The following is a 16,756-nucleotide window of genomic DNA, read 5'->3' as shown; positions in this document are numbered from 1 at the left end:
GGCCGTGCGCGGGGAAGGTGGGTGCATGGCTGCTTCCTCCTCCTCTTCCCCTTCTTCCGCCTCTTCCTCCGGCGCGGCGAACATCTGTGACCGGTCGGCCGTCGAGCGGCTGACGGGGCGGGCGTTGCCGCAGGAGTGGCCGTCCGCCGCGCTGCCCGCGGGCTCTCGGGTCGTCGTGGTCCGTGATCCGAGTGGGGACGGGCCCTGGCGGGAGGAGTTCCTGGGAACGATCGACGGCATGGGCGCGCCGGAGCCCGTCGAGCACCCTCGTGCCCGGGCCGGCGAACTGGCGTACTGGGTCGCCTTCGACGAGCCGCAGTACGACGGTGACGGGGACGGCCCGTACCGCAAGGCCTTGATCTGGGACCGGTACCTGCGGCCCGGTCCGTGAGGCGGGCTTCGTCCGGCCGGTGGGGTCCGGCGGCAGGAGCCTGCCGCCGGACCCCGGTCCTCAGCCCGCCTGGGCGAGCGGCGGGGCCGCCGCGCCGGTCGACGCGAGGCGTTCGCGCAGGGCCGCGCGGTCCGGTTTGCCGGCCGCCGTCAGCGGCAGTTCGGCGATCAGGAGCAGCCGCTCGGGGTGCTTGTTCCGTTCGAGCCCGCGCCGGGTGAGGTGGTCGCCGAGCGAGGCGAGGGTGAGGGGCTGCCCGCCGCGCGGCACCACGCAGGCCGCCAACCGCTCCCCCATCAACGGGTCCGGGACGCCGACGCAGGCCACGTCGCGGACCTGCGGGTGCGCGGTGAGTTCGCGTTCCACCTCCGCCGGGCTGATGTTGGCGCCGCCGCGGATGACGATGTCCTTGAGGCGGCCGACGATGTGCAGGACGCTGTCGGAGTCGAGGTAGCCGAGGTCCCCGGTGCGGACCCAGCCGTCGGGCGTGCGGTAGCGGGCGTCCAGGTCGGGCGCGCCCACGTAGCACAGCGGGGTCATCGGGCCGCGCGAGATGATCTCGCCGACGGCGCCGTCGGGCAGCGGTTCGTGCGTGTCCGGGTCGGCGATGCGGATCTCGGCGACGCGGGGGTCGGGATGGCCCGCGACGACCCCGGATCCGTCGGTGGGCGGCACCGTGTGGGCGAGCCCGGTGTGGCAGTTGACGCCGTCGGCGGAGCCGTAGAGGTTCACCACGGGGCAGCCGAAGGCCTTGGCCGCGGCGGCCGCGGTGGTCTCGTCGAGCGGCGCGCCGCCGAGGACCAGTGCGGTGGGGGCGGGCAGTTCCTCGTCCGTCCCGTCGAGGTGTTCGAGCATCATGCGGACCATCGTGGGCACGCCGAGGATGTGCGTCGGCCTGTGTGTGCGCACCGCCTCGATCGCCGCTTGCGGGGTGAAGTGGTCGAGCAGCACGAGGGTGCCGCCGTGCCGGGCCAGGGTGACGGCGGTGCCGTTGGACCCGAAGGCGGAGGCCAGCGGTACGAGGAACAGGCAGCTCGGCGGGGTGCGGTCCGGGATGAGGGAGGCGAGGAAGTTCCCGCGTCCGCCGGCCAGCGCGTTGTGCGAGTACGCGATCATCTTCGGTTCGGCCTCGGAGCCCGAGGAGACGAGGATGCGTGCGGCGCTGTCGGGGTCGGGCCGGGCGGGGACGAATCCACTGGGGTCGGAACGCAGCAGCGCCGACAGATGAATCGTTCCTTCGGGCGCGACCGGCCCCGCCGCGATGACGTGGCGCAGTGTCGGGAGCGCCCCGGCGAGGGTGCTCAGGTCCGCCGCGTGCCGGAACTCCCGGTGCTCGGTGGCCGCGATGACGGCGACGGCCTCGGCGCGGCGCAGCAGGCACTCGGCTTCGAGGACGCCCCGACCCACAGGGAACGGGAGCGCGATCGCGCCGAGCGCGGCGAGCGCCAGATCGGCGATGACGGCGAAGCGGTTGTTGGGGAGTTGCACGCCGACCACGTCGCCCGGGCCGATCCCGAGTTCCCGCAGGCCGGTGGCCAGACATCGGACCTTGCGGTCCAGCGCCGTGTAGCAGAGCTTGCCCTTGGCATCGAGGACGGCCGTGCGGTGCAGGTCGGCGATCTGGCGGGCCCGGAAGAGGCTGTAGAGGTCGAGGTCGGGGCAGGTCCCGTCGACCACCCAGGACCGGCGGAGTTCGGCGGGCAGCAGGTCGTGCAGGACGAGCCTGTCGGCGGTCATACGAAGCTCCAGGGGTCGGGGACGACGGGGGCGCCGTGCGCGTCGCGGCTGATCGAGCCGGTGAAGCGCGGATCGTGGTGCAGGTCGGACAGCTCGGTGGTGACCGCGGTCGCGCTCAGCCCGTGCTCGTGCAGCCGGGCCAGGGCCTCGGTCGTGGACAGCCCGCCCAGGTCGTGGAGGGCGACGGCGTGGGCGTCGGCGTCGGCCGCCGCGAGCAGGCCGTCCGCCGTCGGCACCGGGTGCCGGAATCCGGCCGGCCGCCGGGGGTTCTCGCCGCGGCCCGCTCGGCGCAGGGCGGGGGCGGTCAGGGTGTCGGCGGCGCCGAGCAGCGAGGAGTCCACCCGTACGCCGTGGCCGGTGCGTTCGCGCAGCAGCAGCCCGGCGAGGACGGCCTCGGCGCCGAGCAGTCCGCCCAGTACGTCGAGCAAGGTCATCAGCGAGGGCGCCGGGGCCTCGCCCTCGGGGCGGACGGCCTCGCCGACGCCCGTACGGGCCTGGACCATGAAGTCGGTGCCCATGGGGGCGTCCTGGATCCGGCCGGCCCAGCCGCTGGTGTACGCGTAGACGAGCGCGGGATTGACCCGTGCGAGGTCCGCGCAGTCGAGGCCGAGCTCGGCGGCCTTGCCCGGTGCCCAGTTGTGCAGGAAGACGTCGGCCCCGGCGGCCAGCTCCCGCAGCCGCAGGCGGTCGCCCTCCCGCTTGATGTCGATCTCGACGGCCCGCTTGCCCCGGTTGAGGGCGAGCCAGCGCGCCGAGATCCCGGAGCAGGCCGGGGGCATGCCGCGCAGCGGGTCGCCGCCCGGCGGTTCGATCCGGATCACGTCGGCGCCGAGGAGCCCGAGCAGATGCGCGGCGAGCGGTGCCTGGATGCGGCGGCCGGCCTCCAGCACGGTGAGCCCGGCCAGCGGCCCGCCGGAGTGTGCCGCGCCGGGCAGCCGGTGCGACCGGGCGGTGAGACGTCCGGGAGCCGACGGGGCCAGGGACCAGGGGGCGGCGCCGTCATGTTCCGCCGCCCGCTCGGCCAGCGGGCGCAGGGCGCACACCTCGGTGCCGTAGGCGGCCGCGGCCCGGCGGATCCGTTCCCAGGAGTGGGACCGGGCCGTGAGGTGGAGGGCCGCCGGGAAGGGGGCGCAGGCGGTGGCGTAGCGGAACTGGAAGGGCCGCCAGCCGGCCCGCAGGGCGTCCACGGGTGCCTCCAGTGCCTTCCAGAAGGCCGCCCAGGCTCCCGGGTCGAGCGTCTCCAGTTCGAAGAGGACACCGTCGGACGAGGTGAACGGAGGCCCTCCGGGCGCGAGTTCGGCGGCCTCGCCCTCGTCGGCCCCGGCGGCGGCGAGGTACTGGGAGACCGCGAGCAGGCCCGCCCGGTCCGCACCGGTGGTGACCGCGCGGGCGGCGCCGCCGCGGGCCTGGCCCACGAGCGCCGCGAGCAGCCCTTGCACGGCCAGGACCCCGGTGGCGGTGGCCGCGTAGTCGACGGCGAGGCCGCGCGGGCCGCCGTCGCGCCGGCCGTGCACGGCCATGATGCCGGTGGCGGCCTGCACCGTGGCCTCGTCGGTGAGCCCGCTCGCCGGATCCGCCCAGGTGGCGGTCGCGTGCGCCGGGTCGAAACCGCCGCCCGTGAGCGTGGTGCCGCCGGTGGGCGGGCCATCGGTGCCGGCGGCGATGCCGGTGGACGCGCCGTCCTGGGCGGGGCGGTCCGTCCGTGCGCCGAGCAGCCTCAGGTGGTCGGCGATGACGCTCGTGATCTGCGGGGGCCCCGAGGTGTCGAAGCGCAGTGTGTCGAGCGGCCGGACCGTCTGCGTGGTTGCTGGTGACGCCATGCCTCTCCTCTCCTGGCGCGGCGGTGGCCTGCGCCCGGGTCTTGCCGAATGTGGGGAACCCGGGAGCGTCCGCGCCCGACCAGTTCCACGGACAGGGAGTCGGTCGGCCGTTCCCGCGAGTTCCCGGGAATGAGGAGGAAAGAAGTGACGGATCCAGGCACGGACCACACCGCGGACGCACAACGGACCGCAGGAGCAGCGGAGATGAGGGGACGCATCGACCGGTTCGTCCGCTCCCGGGTGATCCCCCGGGAGGCGCTGCTGGACGGCGGCGGACCCGCTGCGGCCGAGGCACTGGCCGAACTGCGCGGCCAGGCACGGGAGGAGGGCCTCTGGGCGCTGCCGCTCCCGGAGGAACTGGGCGGCGGCGGGCTCGGGTTCCGCGCGTACGCCGAACTGGCCGAGGTGGAGGGGGCCAGTGACCACGGTCCGGCCGCGCTGGGCTCCGCCCCGCTCCTCGACGTGACGATGCTGGCGCGGCACGGGGGGACCACGGTCCGTGAGGCGTACCTGAAGCGGCTGGTCGCCGGGGAGATACGGACCTGTTACGCCATGACCGAGCCGGACGTCCCCGGCACCGATCCCTTCCGGACCGCCACCCGGGCGGAGCGCGGACCGGACGGCGGTTGGGTGGTCACCGGCCGCAAGTGGTTCACCTCGGGCGTCGCGGGCGCCGACCTGGTGACGGTCATGGCCCGCACCGGCGGGGGCTCCGGCGATCGTGAGGGGCTGTCGCTGCTGCTCGTGCCCACGGCGTCGGCCGGGTTCCGCGTCGTACGTGAACTGCCCGTCCTCGGTACGGGCGGCCAGTACGAGATCGCGCTCGACCGGGTGCGGGTCCCGGCCGACCATCTCCTCGGCGAGCCCGGGGACGCGCTCGCCATCGCCGGCGAGCGGCTGCAGCTCGGCCGTACGCTGCGCTGCCTGCGCTGGCTCGGCCAGGCCCAGCGGGCCTTCGACCTCATGTGCGAGCGGGCCGCCACCCGCCACGGGTCCCGTGGACCGCTCGCCGACCAGCAGCTGGTCCAAAGTCACGTCTTCGACGCCCTGCTCGCCCTGCGCACCACCCGCCCCTTGGTGCACGAGGCGGTGGCACTGATCGACGCCGGGCGGGACGCGCGCACGGAGGTGGGGCTCGCCAAGGTCGCCGCCGCGCGCATGCTCCAGCAGGTCGCGGACTCCGCCATCCAGGTCCACGGCGCCGCCGGGCTCGGCCCGGACACCCCGCTGCCCGGACTCTTCCGGACGGGCCGGGCCGCCCGCGTCCTCGACGGCCCGGACGAGCTGCACATCACCTCGGTGGCCCGCCGGGTCCTGCGCGGATACGGGCGGGACAGCAGTGACAGAGGTAGCGGCAGCGGCAGCGGCAGTGACAGGGGCACCGGCACCGGCCCGGAGTGAGCCGCTACACGCGGGTGATGTCGACGACCCCGTGCACAGCGGCGAGGCCGAGCGCCAGGAAGAAGTCGCCCCAGACGAGCTCGTGCCGCACGGCCAGCCCCATCCCGGCGTCGTAACAGCCGTCGAGCAGCATCCCGGTCGGTCGCCCGGAGCCCGGTCCGGTGACGTGGTCCTCCGCGAGCCGGCCGAGGATCGCCTCGGCCCGGTACGCGTACCCGGCCGCCCGGGGGCCGGGCACCCGGGCGAGTTTCAGCAGGGCGACGGCGGTGATCGCGGCGGCCGAGGTGTCGAGCGGCCCGTCCGGGCGGCCGGCGTCGGCCGCCGGGACCGGTCCACTACCGCCCGGGAACTCATGTTCCGTGGAGCCGAGTTGGGCCATCAGTCGCTCCGCCGCCTCGCCGAGGCGGGCGGCCGGGCCGGGTAGGGACAGGTCCGGGCGCAGCAGGGCGTCGGCCACCGCCAGGAGCAACCAGGCACGGCCCCGGCTCCAGCCCGGCGGCGGGTCCGGGCAGGGCTGCCAGCCCGCGACCGCGTCGAAGGTCAGGGCAGGAATCAGCACTCCGGGGGTCGCGCCGAGGCAGAGGTCGAGGTGGCGGGAAAGGTGGGCCGCGGCGGCGCCCTGCCCTCCGGCTCCGGCCAGCAGGGGTACGGTTCCCGGCACGCCGTCCACGCGGGCGAGCAGACGGGGCCCGCCGAGCGCGTCCCCCCAAGGCACCAGCCCGAGTTCGCGGTCGTAGGCCGACAGCATCGCTCGGGCGCCGAGGCCCTGCAGCTCGGCGGCCCCGGCGTCGTCCCCGGCCGGAGCGGTCCCGTACCAGAGGATCAGGCCACGGGTGGCGGTGTCGGCGCCCACCCACGGTGCGAGCCGGGCCGTGCACGCGGCGGCGGCGCGCCGGTCGGCGGCGTCGCCGGTGTATCGGGCCCGCAGCCACAGCAGCCCCGCCCAGAACCCGCCGGTCCACGAACCGCGGCCGGTGGTCGTCCACCGGCCGTCGGACAGCTCGGCGTACAGCGGGAAGCGCGGGCCGACCGCCTCGGCGGTCACCGCCACCCGTGCCATGACGGCGTCGAAGGCCGGGCCGAGCCCGGCGCCGTCCGCGCTCACGCCCCGCCCTGCCGTCGGTCCCGTACGGCCCACAGGACCGCGACGGCCGCCGCCGCCGCGAACTCCGCCGCGACCAGCAGCCAGCCCGACCCGTACCGGCCGCTCTGCGCGAGCAGGCCGAAGAGGGGCGGGCCCACCGCGAATCCGCCGAAGAACCCGGCCGCGACCAGCGCCGAGTCCTGTCCGGCGCGGCCGGGGGCGGCCCGCTGCATGACCAGCACCATGGAGACGGCGTTGCCGGAGACGGCGAAGACACCGACGGCGATCGCGCCGATCCACACCAGCGGGCCGACCAGCAGGGCGGCCGCCAGCAGGACCGCCGCGCCCAGCGCCCCGCAGGCCAGCCACCCCGGGAGCCACTCGGCCCGCCCGGGCCGGGCCGCCTTCGACCATCCGACCCGGCCCGCGATCCCCGCCACGCCGAGTACGGCGACCAGGGCGGCCGCCACCGTCGGGCCCATGCCCAGACGCTGTGCGCCGAAGAGGGCGAGGTAGGTGTTGACCGAGGCGATGCCGGCGCCGAGAAACAGCGAGAACACCGCCAGCCAGGCCACCATCCCGCGCGGGACGAGAGCCGTACGGGGCCCCGCGGGCGGCGGGGCGGGGTCGGCGGGCAGGACGCGGAGCGCCCACAGCCCGGCGAGCAGGGCGGCGCCGGCGCCGGTCCAGACGGCCCCCCGCCAGCCGATGCCGCCCGCGAGCAGAGCGAGCGGAAGTCCGGCCGCGAAGGCGCCGAGCTGGACCCCGGACTGCTTGAGCCCGGTCACCGCACCCCGCCGGGCGGGCGGAACGGCCCGCAGCACGGCCTTGTTGGTGGCCGGGTTGGCCAGCGCCTGGGGTACGCCGCCCAGGGCGACGGCGCCGAGCAGCAGACCGGCGCCGGGTGCGGCGCCGATCAGGCAGAGGGCCGCGGCGGAGAGGATCAGCAGGGCCACCAGGGAGCGCCGCGGTCCGATCCGGTCGACGATCCGGCCGCCGGCCGGGGACAGGACGGCGGCGGTCCCGAAGCCGATCGTGGTCGTCAGCCCCAATACGGCCGGGGAAACGCCGAGTTCGGTGACCAGGCGTGGGCCCAGCGCCCCGAGGAGGAACAGCTGGAGCATCGAGAACGCCATGGCGCAGGTGAGCAGTGCGGTCAACTGCCGCCCGGCGCCCACGTCCTGCTCCGTCGGGGGCGCCGTCGCCGCGCTCGCCGTCGTCCCCTCCGGCGTCGCTCTCTCCGGCCGCCGCGCCACCCCTTCCGCCGTCACGAAGTCTCCCCTCCCAGGACGTTGAACTCTTCGACCGAGCGGGTAGGCAGTCGGATGGAGCGGCGGGCAGGTTCCCCCACTCCGTTGTGCCCTGCACCACACGAGGCGGGCGACCCGGCCCTGACAGGCCGGGACGCGGGAACTTGTCCGGAAGTGCGCACCCTGATGTGCGGCTCGGGAGGCCGGTGCGAGGATGAGCCCTCCATGAACCCGGTCCGCTGTTTGCGAGCGCTACGGGCTGCGATGTTCGCAGCCCTCTGTGTGCTGCTCGCGGCGACCGGACACCTGCTCATGTCCGGTGTGCCGGTGCCCTGGTGGGCTTTGGCCGTCGCTTTCCCGGGCACGGCGGCGACGGCCTGGGCCCTGGCGGGACGTGAACGCGGGCTGCTCGCCGTGACGACGGCTGCCGTCGCCGTCCAGGCGGTGCTGCACACCGGTTTCACCCTGGCCCAGTCGCTCGTCGGTCCGGCCGCGCCGACCGGATCAGGGCAGATGTCCTCGATGGCGCCGATGGCGGGGATGACGCGGCCGCCCGGCGTCGGAACGCCGGCGGCCACCGCCCACGCGCACCACGCCATGCACGGGGCGACGGACACCGCGTCCGCCCTGGCCGGCGCCACCGGCGGGCCGTTGCCGGTCGGCGTGCACGAGGCGGGCGCCATGTCTCCGGCCGGCATGCTGGCCGCGCACCTGCTGGCCGCCGTGCTGTGCGGGCTGTGGCTCGCGCACGGCGAGCGGGCGGCCTTCCGCGTGGTGCGCGCCGTCGCCGGGCGTCTGTGGACTCCGATGCGGCTGCTGCTCCGTACGGCCGTGCCCGCGCACCGGCCGCCCGTCCGCGTCCGCCGTCGGCGCCGGAACCGCGCGCCGCGCCGGCTCTTCCTCGTCCACGCCATCACCTCACGGGGTCCGCCGGCGGGAACCGCTGTCCTCTGACAGCTGGTTCCCCGAGCCGCGTCCGCGACCGCGACCGCTTTCCCACGCGCTTCGCACACGCTTTCGCATCCGCACATCGCGCCTCGGGCCTCGGTCATGCCTTCCGGCAGACCGCACCCCTCACCGGCCCCGCCGCTCGTGGCGCCGGACTCCCTTTGCCCGTAAGGACCTTGTGGCGATGACTGCTGCCCTGACGACCCCTTCCACCCCTTCTTCCTGTACCGCCAGCAACCGACCGGCCCGGCGCACGCCCGACTCCGACGCGGCGGTGACCCGGCTGGCGTTGGACGCCCGCGACGGCGATCCGGCGAAGACCGACCGGTTCGTGCGCGCGCTCCACCGCGACGTCTGGCGCTACGTGGCCTACCTCAGCGCCGACACCCAGGCGGCCGACGACCTCACCCAGGACGTCTTCCTCCGTGCGCTGGCGAGCCTGCCCCGGTTCGAGGGCCGTTCCTCCGCGCGTACCTGGCTGCTGTCGATAGCCCGTCGCACGGTCGTGGACAGCCTGCGTCACGCGGCCGCCCGGCCCAGACTCTCGGACCGCTGCGACTGGCAGACGGCGGCCGAGCAGACCCAGCCGTACGACGTGCCGGGCTTCGAGGACGGCATCGCCCTGGCGGAACTGCTCGCCGTGATCCCGTCCGAGCGGCGGGAGGCCCTGGTGCTGACGCAGTTGCTGGGCCTGTCGTACGCCGAGGCGGCCACGGCCGTCGGCTGCCCCATCGGTACGGTGCGCTCCCGGGTCGCCCGCGCCCGTACCTCGCTGATCGCGCTCCTGACGGACACCCGGACGACCGAGCCGGCGCCGGAGCCCCCGGCGCCGCGGCACGAGCGGGCCGGAGAACGGACGCTCACGGCGGCCGCGGCGCTCGCCTGAGCCGGTAGGCGCGCGAGCGGACGTACGACATAGGAGGGGAGGGCTGCGGGCGCCGTGAGCGCCCGCAGCCCTCCCACGCCACGCCTACGCCACGAACAGACCCGCCCTGTAAGGGAGTTACGACACAAGGACGGAAGCCGACGGGTGAGCCTCCGAGGCCTTCCGGCGGTCCGTGCGGGGCGTCGCGGGCACGCGGGAAGGCCATGGCGGCATGCGAGCAGGGCCGGACGGCACACGGGCATGACGGGGTACGACGGCACCACGCGGCCGAATGTGCGGGCGCGCCGCAAGATATCAGCCTTCCGCTCGGTCGCCGGGATGTTTGTCCGATGGTGATGTCCTACGGCCTCGGCGCCGCGCCCGGCACTAGCGTCCCGTGACACCCCGGGAATGCGGGTGCGCACCGCACAGTTCGTGCGGACCCTCCTGCCCCGCCACCCCCTCCCGGCCCTTGGAGCGAGGAGGCACAGTGCCGTCATTGCGGCGGAGATCCATCAGCAGTTTGTCGGTGGCCACGCGATACACGATCGGAAGCGGCCTGGTCATCACCGCCCTTGCCCTCACCCTGATCGCCCTTCTGATACCCGTGGACAGCTTCGGCAGCCGACCCGCGGCCGCTGTCGCGGGCCCGGCGGGCGACGACGACGGCGGCGGAACGTTGAGCACGGCCTACGGGCCGCTGACCGCCGCGGACCGCGACTTCATCCGCAAGGTCCGGCTCGCCGGGCTCTGGGAGCTGCCCGCGGGCCGCCAGGCCCAGCAGCGCGGGTCGAAGCCCACCATCAAGACGGCCGGCCAGCACCTCGTCGACGGCCACACCGAGCTCGACCGGCAGGTCATCCAGGTCGGCCAGGCCCTCGGTGTCGATCTACCCAACCAGCCGTCCGCACAGCAGCAGGACTGGCTGGGCCAGATGAACCGTGCACGCGGAGAGGAGTACGAGCGGCTGTTCGTGCAGCTGCTGCGCCGAGCCCACGGAAAGGTGTTCGCGCTGCTGGCCGGGATTCGGGCCCAGACCAAGAACTCCATGGTCCGCGCCCTCGCCTCGTCCGCCAACGCCGCGGTTCTGGACCACATCACGGTCCTCGAAGACACCGGACTCGTCGACTTCGACGCGCTCTCTGACAATGTCCAACCGACGAAGTGAAGTGATCGCATGAGTAAAAAGGGACACAAACGCCCACGGCTGTCGAACAAGGTCCTGGGCGTGATCTCCGCGCTCGTCCTGGGCGGTGGCGGGGTCGCCGTCGTCGCCGGGAACGCGTCCGCCGGCCAGGACGGTCGGGCGATACAGACGATCGACTGCCCCGACGTGGGAGAGAAACTCACCGCGGTCCCCGAACAGGCCAAACCCGAGGTCGACGCGAACCTCGCCAAACTGGACGACCAGGTCGCCGACGCGTACAAGAAGCTCGCGGCCGGCCAGGCGAAGGGCAACGCCCTCCTCGGCGACCTGAAGCAGAAGCGCGACCAGACCATCAAGGGCATGAGCGACGCGATGGGCCGGGCGGGCCAGGCTCCCGCGGACATCAAGTCGTTGAGCGCGTGCACGATGAAGGACGCACCCGCCGCGGACGCGGCCGACGCCAAGGTGGACGCCGCGAGCAAGGGCGAGCAGGGCGCGGTCGCCCAGGCCGCCGCGCAGAAGGGTGGTCCGTCCAGGAACGACTTCGTCAACATCACCAAGATCAAGCCGAACGTCCGCAACCCCCGGCAGGCGGGGAACGCCTCGAAGGGCTCCTTCACCTCGCAGTGCGGCCGCAATGAGAACGGCCACTTCAACCCCGACAACGTGATCGTCGCCCCCGGCGTCTCCAACGGCGCCCACCACATGCACGACTACGTGGGCAACCTGACCGCCGACGCCTTCTCCACGAACAACAGCCTCGCCGCGTCCGGCACCACCTGCCGCAACGGGGACCAGTCCACGTACTACTGGCCCGTGCTGCGGTTGCGCGACGGCAAGGTGGAGAAGGACGCCAAGGCGCCCGGCGGCGGCCAGGACGGCAACGTCGGCACCATCCTCAAGCCGAAGCAGGTGTCGCTCACCTTCAAGGGCAGCCCCGTCGGCAAGGTCACGGCGATGCCCCGCTTCATGCGCGTCATCACCGGCGACGCCAAGGCCTTCACCAACGGCAACGGCAACGCCAACGCCTCCTGGAGCTGCACGGGATTCGAGAACCGTCAGCTGAAGGACAAGTACCCGGTCTGCCCGAAGGGCAGTGACGTGGTGCGCACCTTCAACTTCCAGAGTTGCTTTGACGGCAAGAACGTCGACAGCGCCAACCACCGCACGCACGTGGCCTTCGCGGACAAGAACGGCAAGTGCCCGAACGGCTTCAAGGCCATGCCGCAGCTGGTGATGCGCCTCACCTACGGGGTGGCACCGGGTGCCCGGTTCGCCGTGGACAGCTTCCCCGAGCAACTCCACAAGCCGGTGACCGACCACGGCGACTTCATCAACGTGATGTCGAACGGCCTGATGAACAAGGCCGTGAACTGCATCAACAACGGGCAGAACTGCCGCTGACCCCCGCAGCGGGAGCTTCCCCCCTCCACTCCCGGGCCGGACGCCCACTCCCCCATCCCCGGCGTCCGGCCCGGGACAGGTGTTGGCCCGAAGCCGACTTCGGGCCAACACCGCACGCATGTGTACGCCGCCGCCGAGTCCCGGCGGCGCACGCATGACACGAGACCGGCCGGACGGCGTGCCCCCCACGGGCACGGCGCCGGCCGCACGGCGTGGCGCACGACTCGGCACCGGCCGCACCGCGGGCCACCGGCCACCGGCCACGGTTCACGCACGACACGGCGTCCGTAAGAAGGCGTACCGCACGAAAAGGCGCCCGTACCCGACGGCGTACCGAACGAACCGAACGAGACGGCGCCCGACCCGACGGCGCAGACAGGACATGACCGTCCAGTGACAGACACACGAAACAGCCCGGCCCGGCCCCGTGACAGGGGGCCGGGCCGGGCTGTTCGTGACTCAGAGGCCGTTGACGCGCGCCATTCGTCCGACGACCACGGGGGTGAAGTCGGCTTGGATGACGCGGGCGGCCCTGCGGCCCACCCGGGAGTGCTGACGTCGGACCTGGGCCATCAGCCGGCGGCTGCGCAGCGCCATCTCGAGCTCGAAGCGGGTACGGGGGTCACGCAGACCGGTTCCGAAGAGCTTCTCCAGCTGACGCATGCGGTACCGCACGGTCTGCGGGTGCACACTCAGCGCCTTGGCGGCCTCGGGGGCTCCGCCGCCCTCCAACCAGGCGAGCAGCGTCACCTCCAACCGTTCGCTCTGGCGGGGGGTCAGGTCGGCCAACGGTCGAAGCCACCGGGCGGCCAGCGCGTGGGCCAGGGGCTCGTCCTGAAGGAGCAACAGGGTCGAGAGGTGGTCGTCCACGAAGACGGGCCTGGCCTCCACACCGGGACGGGCCGGTGTCAGTGCGGCCAGGCGCAGGGCCCAGCGCAGCGAGGAGGCCGTGTCGCGGAGCGGTACGGCGTGGCCCACGGCAGCGAAGCGGCCGCGGAGCAGGTTTTCCAGCGGGGCGCGGGTGTCCGGTTCGGGACTGGGGACGAGCAGGCACGGACGGCCCGCGAACATGCCGACGAGGCAGTGGTCCAGTGCGGCGGCGAGCTGCTGGGTCTCGCCGGGCGTGGCGGGCACGATGGCCCGGACGGCGAGCGGGAGAGGCCAGCCGGCCGCCTCCGCGAGCTCGCTGAGGGACATCTCGGATGCGTCCCTGTCATCGGTGAGGGTCTTGAAGAGGTCGTGCCGCGCCCGATCGATCTCGCGGACGCCTTCGTGTCGGGCCTCGTGCCGGCTCTCCTGCCGGGCTTCGCGCAGGCCTTCGTTGCGGACTTCGCGCAGACCCTGGCGATGCCCGTCCCGGAGACCCTCGTTACGGGACTCGTTCCGGGCCTCGGTGCGGGCCTCACAAAGACCTTCGTGCCGGCCCTCGTGCGTGACCTCGCACTCGTGCCTGGCCGCGATCCCGACTTCGATCTCGTGCTCGACCTTGCTGTCGAACTGGCTCTCGATCTTGACCTGGTTCTCGATCTCGTCCTCGCTCTCGGCCTGTTCATCATGCGCGTCCGGTGCTTGTTCCCGGGGCTGTTCCTGGTAGCCGAGGACGGTGAGGAGAGCCTCTTCCACCCGCTGCCGGAACAACTCGTCATCAATGGCATCGTTGTCATCGATAAGTGCGGAAAATTCCGGAATTCCATGCAGAAGCTCCTCCACTATCTCGGCGGCCAGCGAGGGCAGTTCCCTACGCAGGACGCGCGTCCACTCGCCACGTGGGCGGGACCAGATGCGGTTCAGAAGTTCACACATCGTTTTCCTCGTTCGTGCCGGGGTGAGGCTTGTCCGGGGAAGAGGCGACAAGCCCGCCGAGGTTGCCTCCGACGTCAACATCCTTGTCTGACGTAGAAGTTGCGGCCCTCGTACTCCCTCCTTGAGAGGTCCGACCACTTACGGTCCCGCCGTTTTACCTTGTTTTTACCGTCCGGGACGCGTAAGTGACGGTCAGCGCGGTGGCCTGTCGCAACCTCCGCTGGAGGGGAATCTTCCGGTGTTGTTCGATGCACCGGAGACGCGGTGCGAGAAATTATCACGTTTCGATAAATCCTGTGGAGCTGCTGTGCAGCTCCACGATGCTGCTGCACTCCGGCCCCAAGTTCCCTCGGCCGGCGCGGAGTTTCACAGCGCTGCCGGGCACGACGACAACGACCCCCGGGTACCGAGCGCCAGGTGGAGTGCTCGGAGCCCAGGCGCACAGGAGAACTGGATGCCCCTGCCCCAGCCTCAACTGCCCAGCTCACACAGGGCCCGCCGCAAGAGCCGCCACGCCGTGGCCGCGGCTTCGGCAGCCGGACGGAGGGCCGTCCGGCGGCCCTCCCTCCTCCCCCGGGACGGCAGGCTGAGCCCCGGCGTGCTCTGCGCCGTCGGCGCGGCCATCGTGGCCGTCACCGTGGCCGCCCGAGCGGGCGCCTTTACCCAACTATGGGCGTTCCTCGACTTCGGGGCGGGCGTGCTCTCGCTCGTCTCGCTCACGGCCACCGTCCTATGGGGACTGGCCGCGACCGACCGGGTCATCCTCGGTTCGGGCCACCGGCTGCTCGCCCAGGGCGCGCACCGCGGCCTCGCCGTGTCAGGGCTCGGTTTCCTCGCCCTGCACATCTGGGTGAAGGTCGCGGGACAGCGCACGACCGCGACGTCCGCGCTCGTGCCGTTCACGGACGCCACGCGGCCCGTCCTGGTCGGGCTCGGCAGCCTGGCCGGATACCTCTTCATCGCGGTGGCCATCTCCGGTGCGGTACGCAGCGTGTTCAACACCCGGCGCGGCTCCGCGTGGTGGCGAGCTCTGCACTTCGGCGCGTATCCGGCCTGGGGTGCCTCACTGGTGCACGGCCTGAAGTCGGGCCGCGCCGCAGACACCTGGGTCACGGTCGCCTACGGGCTGTGCCTGCTCGGCATCGTGGGCGTGCTCGTGCTCCGCGTCAGGACCCGGGTCCTCGACGCGGCCTCGCTTCCGCCCGTCCCCCAGCCCGTGGCCCAGACGCCCGTCAAGGGCGGCGTACCCCGGCAGCGGCGATCCTCGCGTCCGGCGGCTGCCGCCGTGACCGCGAATTCGGCCCAACCGCCCCGGTTCGACCGACCGCCCCAGCTCGATCAACCGCCGCGCACCGCTGTCTACGCGCCGAGCCAGGCCGGCCGGGCCGGCGCGGCCGGCGGGGCCGCCGATGCCGAGACGCTCATCAGCCGGGATCAGTGGCTATGAGCGGCCTCCCACGCCCCAGCCTCGGCTGTGTGGGCGCGCCCCGGCTGCTGGCCGGGCTCGACCAGGCCGCGCGGCTCGACCGCGTGGCCCATTTGACGACACACGGCCAGATGCCCCGCTACCGGCCGGAGGAGCTCGTCGACCTCGCCGACAACATCGACCTCCGCGGCCGCGGCGGCGCGGGCTTCCCCTTCGCCAAGAAGCTGCGCTCCGTCATGCGCTCGGCACGCGCCGGGGACGGACAGACCGCCGTCGTCGTCAACGGCAGTGAGGGCGAGCCGAGTTGCCTCAAGGACACCGCACTCCTGCTGCACACCCCCCATCTGGTGCTCGACGGGGCCCTGCTGGCCGCGGCCGCGTTGAACTCCGAGGACGTCGTGGTGGGCGTCACCCGGGGGGACGTGGAGCAGTCGCTGCGGGAGGCCGTCGCGGAACGCGGCCCGGCGGGCCGCCGGGTGCAGATCACCCGGCTCCCCGAACGGTTCGTCACCGGCGAGAGCACGGCGCACGTGAACGGTCTGAACGGCGGCCCGACGCTGCCTTCCGGACAGAAGGTGCGCACCAGTGACCGAGGCCTGAACGGGGTACCCACCCTGTTCTCCAACACCGAGACCTTCGCCCAGCTGGCCGTCGCCGCCCGGCTCGGCGCACTCGACTTCCGCGCGACCGGCCTGCCCAGCGAGCCGGGCACCATCATGCTGACCATCGCGGGCACCACGGCCGTCGAGACACCGAGCGGGGCCGCGCTGTCCTACATCCTGGAACTGTGCGGAACCGATCCGGGCCAGGGCGTGCTGGTCGGCGGCTATCACGGCAAATGGCTCGATCCGGCGTCCGCGCGCGCCGCCGAGATCTCCCGCGAGTCCCTCGACCGGCTCGGCGCGCGACTGGGCGCGGGGGCGGTGCTGCCGCTGCCCATGGACACCTGCCCGGCCGGCGAAGTGGCACGCGTGACCCGCTGGATGGCGAAGGAGTCGGCCGGCCAGTGCGGCCCCTGCGTACGCGGGCTGCCCGCCATGGCCGACGTACTGGACGATGCCATTCGGGGTGGGGGAAGACCCGCCCTGGAGATGCTGGAGCTCCGGATGAAGGCGGTGCTCAAACGCGGCGCGTGCAGCCATCCGGACGGCACCTCGGCCTTCGTCGCCTCCGCGCTGCGCACCTTCCCCGACGAGTTCCGGGACCACGCGCTCGGCAGCGGCTGCGGCCGGCGGGTGCTGGGCGCCCTTCCACTGCCCGAGGACGAGGAGAGTCCGGAGCGACTGCTGGTCGACTGGACCCTGTGCAAGGGCCACGGGCTCTGCGTGGACGTCCTGCCCGATGTGGTCCGCCTCGACCTGGACGGCTTCCCCGCGGAGGCGTCCATGGTCGTACCCCGCCAGTTGCGGCAGAAGGCGCAGCGCGCCGTGCGCCGCTGCCCGGCCCTCGCGCTGCGCATCCAGGACTGAACCAATGCGCCGGG

The 16,756-nt window shown here is 73.4% G+C and carries 13 protein-coding genes; 8 read left to right on the top strand and 5 right to left on the bottom strand.

The features are described from left to right. Window positions 1-25 precede the first annotated feature (25 nt). Complete coding sequence (locus tag OG624_RS33620) at window positions 26-391, top strand: ferrous iron transport protein A (RefSeq protein WP_244290644.1); 366 nt, start codon at window positions 26-28, stop codon at window positions 389-391. A 60-nt stretch (window positions 392-451) separates the two neighbouring features. Here OG624_RS33620 and OG624_RS33615 read toward each other — a convergent pair whose 3' ends face one another. Together OG624_RS33615 and OG624_RS33610 are read right to left on the bottom strand one after the other, a co-directional pair. Next, the gene (locus OG624_RS33615) at window positions 452-2,125 is read right to left on the bottom strand and encodes a class I adenylate-forming enzyme family protein (protein ID WP_033215344.1); all 1,674 of its coding nucleotides are present in this window, start codon (window positions 2,123-2,125) and stop codon (window positions 452-454) included. After that, window positions 2,122-3,945: a CoA transferase gene (locus tag OG624_RS33610; RefSeq protein WP_033215342.1), complete on the bottom strand. Its 1,824-nt coding sequence runs from the start codon at window positions 3,943-3,945 to the stop codon at window positions 2,122-2,124. Before OG624_RS33610 ends, OG624_RS33615 begins: the two co-directional genes overlap by 4 nt. Before the next feature lie 204 nt (window positions 3,946-4,149). Between OG624_RS33610 and OG624_RS33605 the strand changes: the two genes are divergently transcribed. After that, window positions 4,150-5,346 (top strand): acyl-CoA dehydrogenase family protein, encoded by a 1,197-nt coding sequence (locus tag OG624_RS33605; RefSeq protein ID WP_244290643.1) that lies wholly within the window; start codon window positions 4,150-4,152, stop codon window positions 5,344-5,346. A 4-nt stretch (window positions 5,347-5,350) separates the two neighbouring features. Here the strand turns inward: OG624_RS33605 and OG624_RS33600 are convergent, their stop codons facing one another. Both OG624_RS33600 and OG624_RS33595 read right to left on the bottom strand, forming a co-directional pair. Then, window positions 5,351-6,451: a sugar ABC transporter permease gene (locus OG624_RS33600; protein ID WP_371640182.1), complete on the bottom strand. Its 1,101-nt coding sequence runs from the start codon at window positions 6,449-6,451 to the stop codon at window positions 5,351-5,353. Next, window positions 6,448-7,566, bottom strand: coding sequence for an MFS transporter (locus OG624_RS33595; RefSeq protein ID WP_033215736.1), 1,119 nt, complete (start codon window positions 7,564-7,566; stop codon window positions 6,448-6,450). Before OG624_RS33595 ends, OG624_RS33600 begins: the two co-directional genes overlap by 4 nt. A gap of 378 nt (window positions 7,567-7,944) precedes the next feature. On the opposite strand from OG624_RS33595, the gene OG624_RS33590 reads away from it, so the two are divergent. From OG624_RS33590 to OG624_RS33575, 4 genes are all read left to right on the top strand, one after another. After that, window positions 7,945-8,634 (top strand): hypothetical protein, encoded by a 690-nt coding sequence (locus tag OG624_RS33590; RefSeq protein WP_244290642.1) that lies wholly within the window; start codon window positions 7,945-7,947, stop codon window positions 8,632-8,634. 178 nt (window positions 8,635-8,812) lie between these two features. Further along, entirely contained in the window at window positions 8,813-9,514 is a 702-nt protein-coding gene (locus OG624_RS33585) for a sigma-70 family RNA polymerase sigma factor (protein ID WP_371640181.1), read from the top strand. A 508-nt stretch (window positions 9,515-10,022) separates the two neighbouring features. Beyond that, window positions 10,023-10,661 (top strand): DUF4142 domain-containing protein, encoded by a 639-nt coding sequence (locus OG624_RS33580; protein WP_244290641.1) that lies wholly within the window; start codon window positions 10,023-10,025, stop codon window positions 10,659-10,661. A gap of 9 nt (window positions 10,662-10,670) precedes the next feature. Continuing rightward, the gene (locus OG624_RS33575) at window positions 10,671-12,044 is read left to right on the top strand and encodes a DUF1996 domain-containing protein (RefSeq protein WP_033215336.1); all 1,374 of its coding nucleotides are present in this window, start codon (window positions 10,671-10,673) and stop codon (window positions 12,042-12,044) included. A 459-nt stretch (window positions 12,045-12,503) separates the two neighbouring features. Here the strand turns inward: OG624_RS33575 and OG624_RS33570 are convergent, their stop codons facing one another. After that, window positions 12,504-13,667 carry a PucR family transcriptional regulator gene (locus OG624_RS33570; protein ID WP_349252267.1) on the bottom strand — a complete coding sequence of 388 codons (1,164 nt, stop codon included), beginning with the start codon at window positions 13,665-13,667 and terminating at the stop codon, window positions 12,504-12,506. Window positions 13,668-14,301: 634 nt separating this feature from the next. On the opposite strand from OG624_RS33570, the gene OG624_RS33565 reads away from it, so the two are divergent. Next, complete coding sequence (locus OG624_RS33565) at window positions 14,302-15,294, top strand: hypothetical protein (RefSeq protein ID WP_208869293.1); 993 nt, start codon at window positions 14,302-14,304, stop codon at window positions 15,292-15,294. Further along, complete coding sequence (locus OG624_RS33560) at window positions 15,291-16,742, top strand: NADH-quinone oxidoreductase subunit NuoF family protein (RefSeq protein WP_033215334.1); 1,452 nt, start codon at window positions 15,291-15,293, stop codon at window positions 16,740-16,742. The genes OG624_RS33565 and OG624_RS33560 overlap by 4 nt, the downstream gene beginning before the upstream one ends. Window positions 16,743-16,756: the final 14 nt, after the last annotated feature.

The organism is Streptomyces virginiae (genome assembly GCF_041432505.1).
GTDB lineage: Bacteria > Actinomycetota > Actinomycetes > Streptomycetales > Streptomycetaceae > Streptomyces > Streptomyces virginiae_A.
This window is presented reverse-complemented; position numbering and strand designations above follow the sequence as displayed.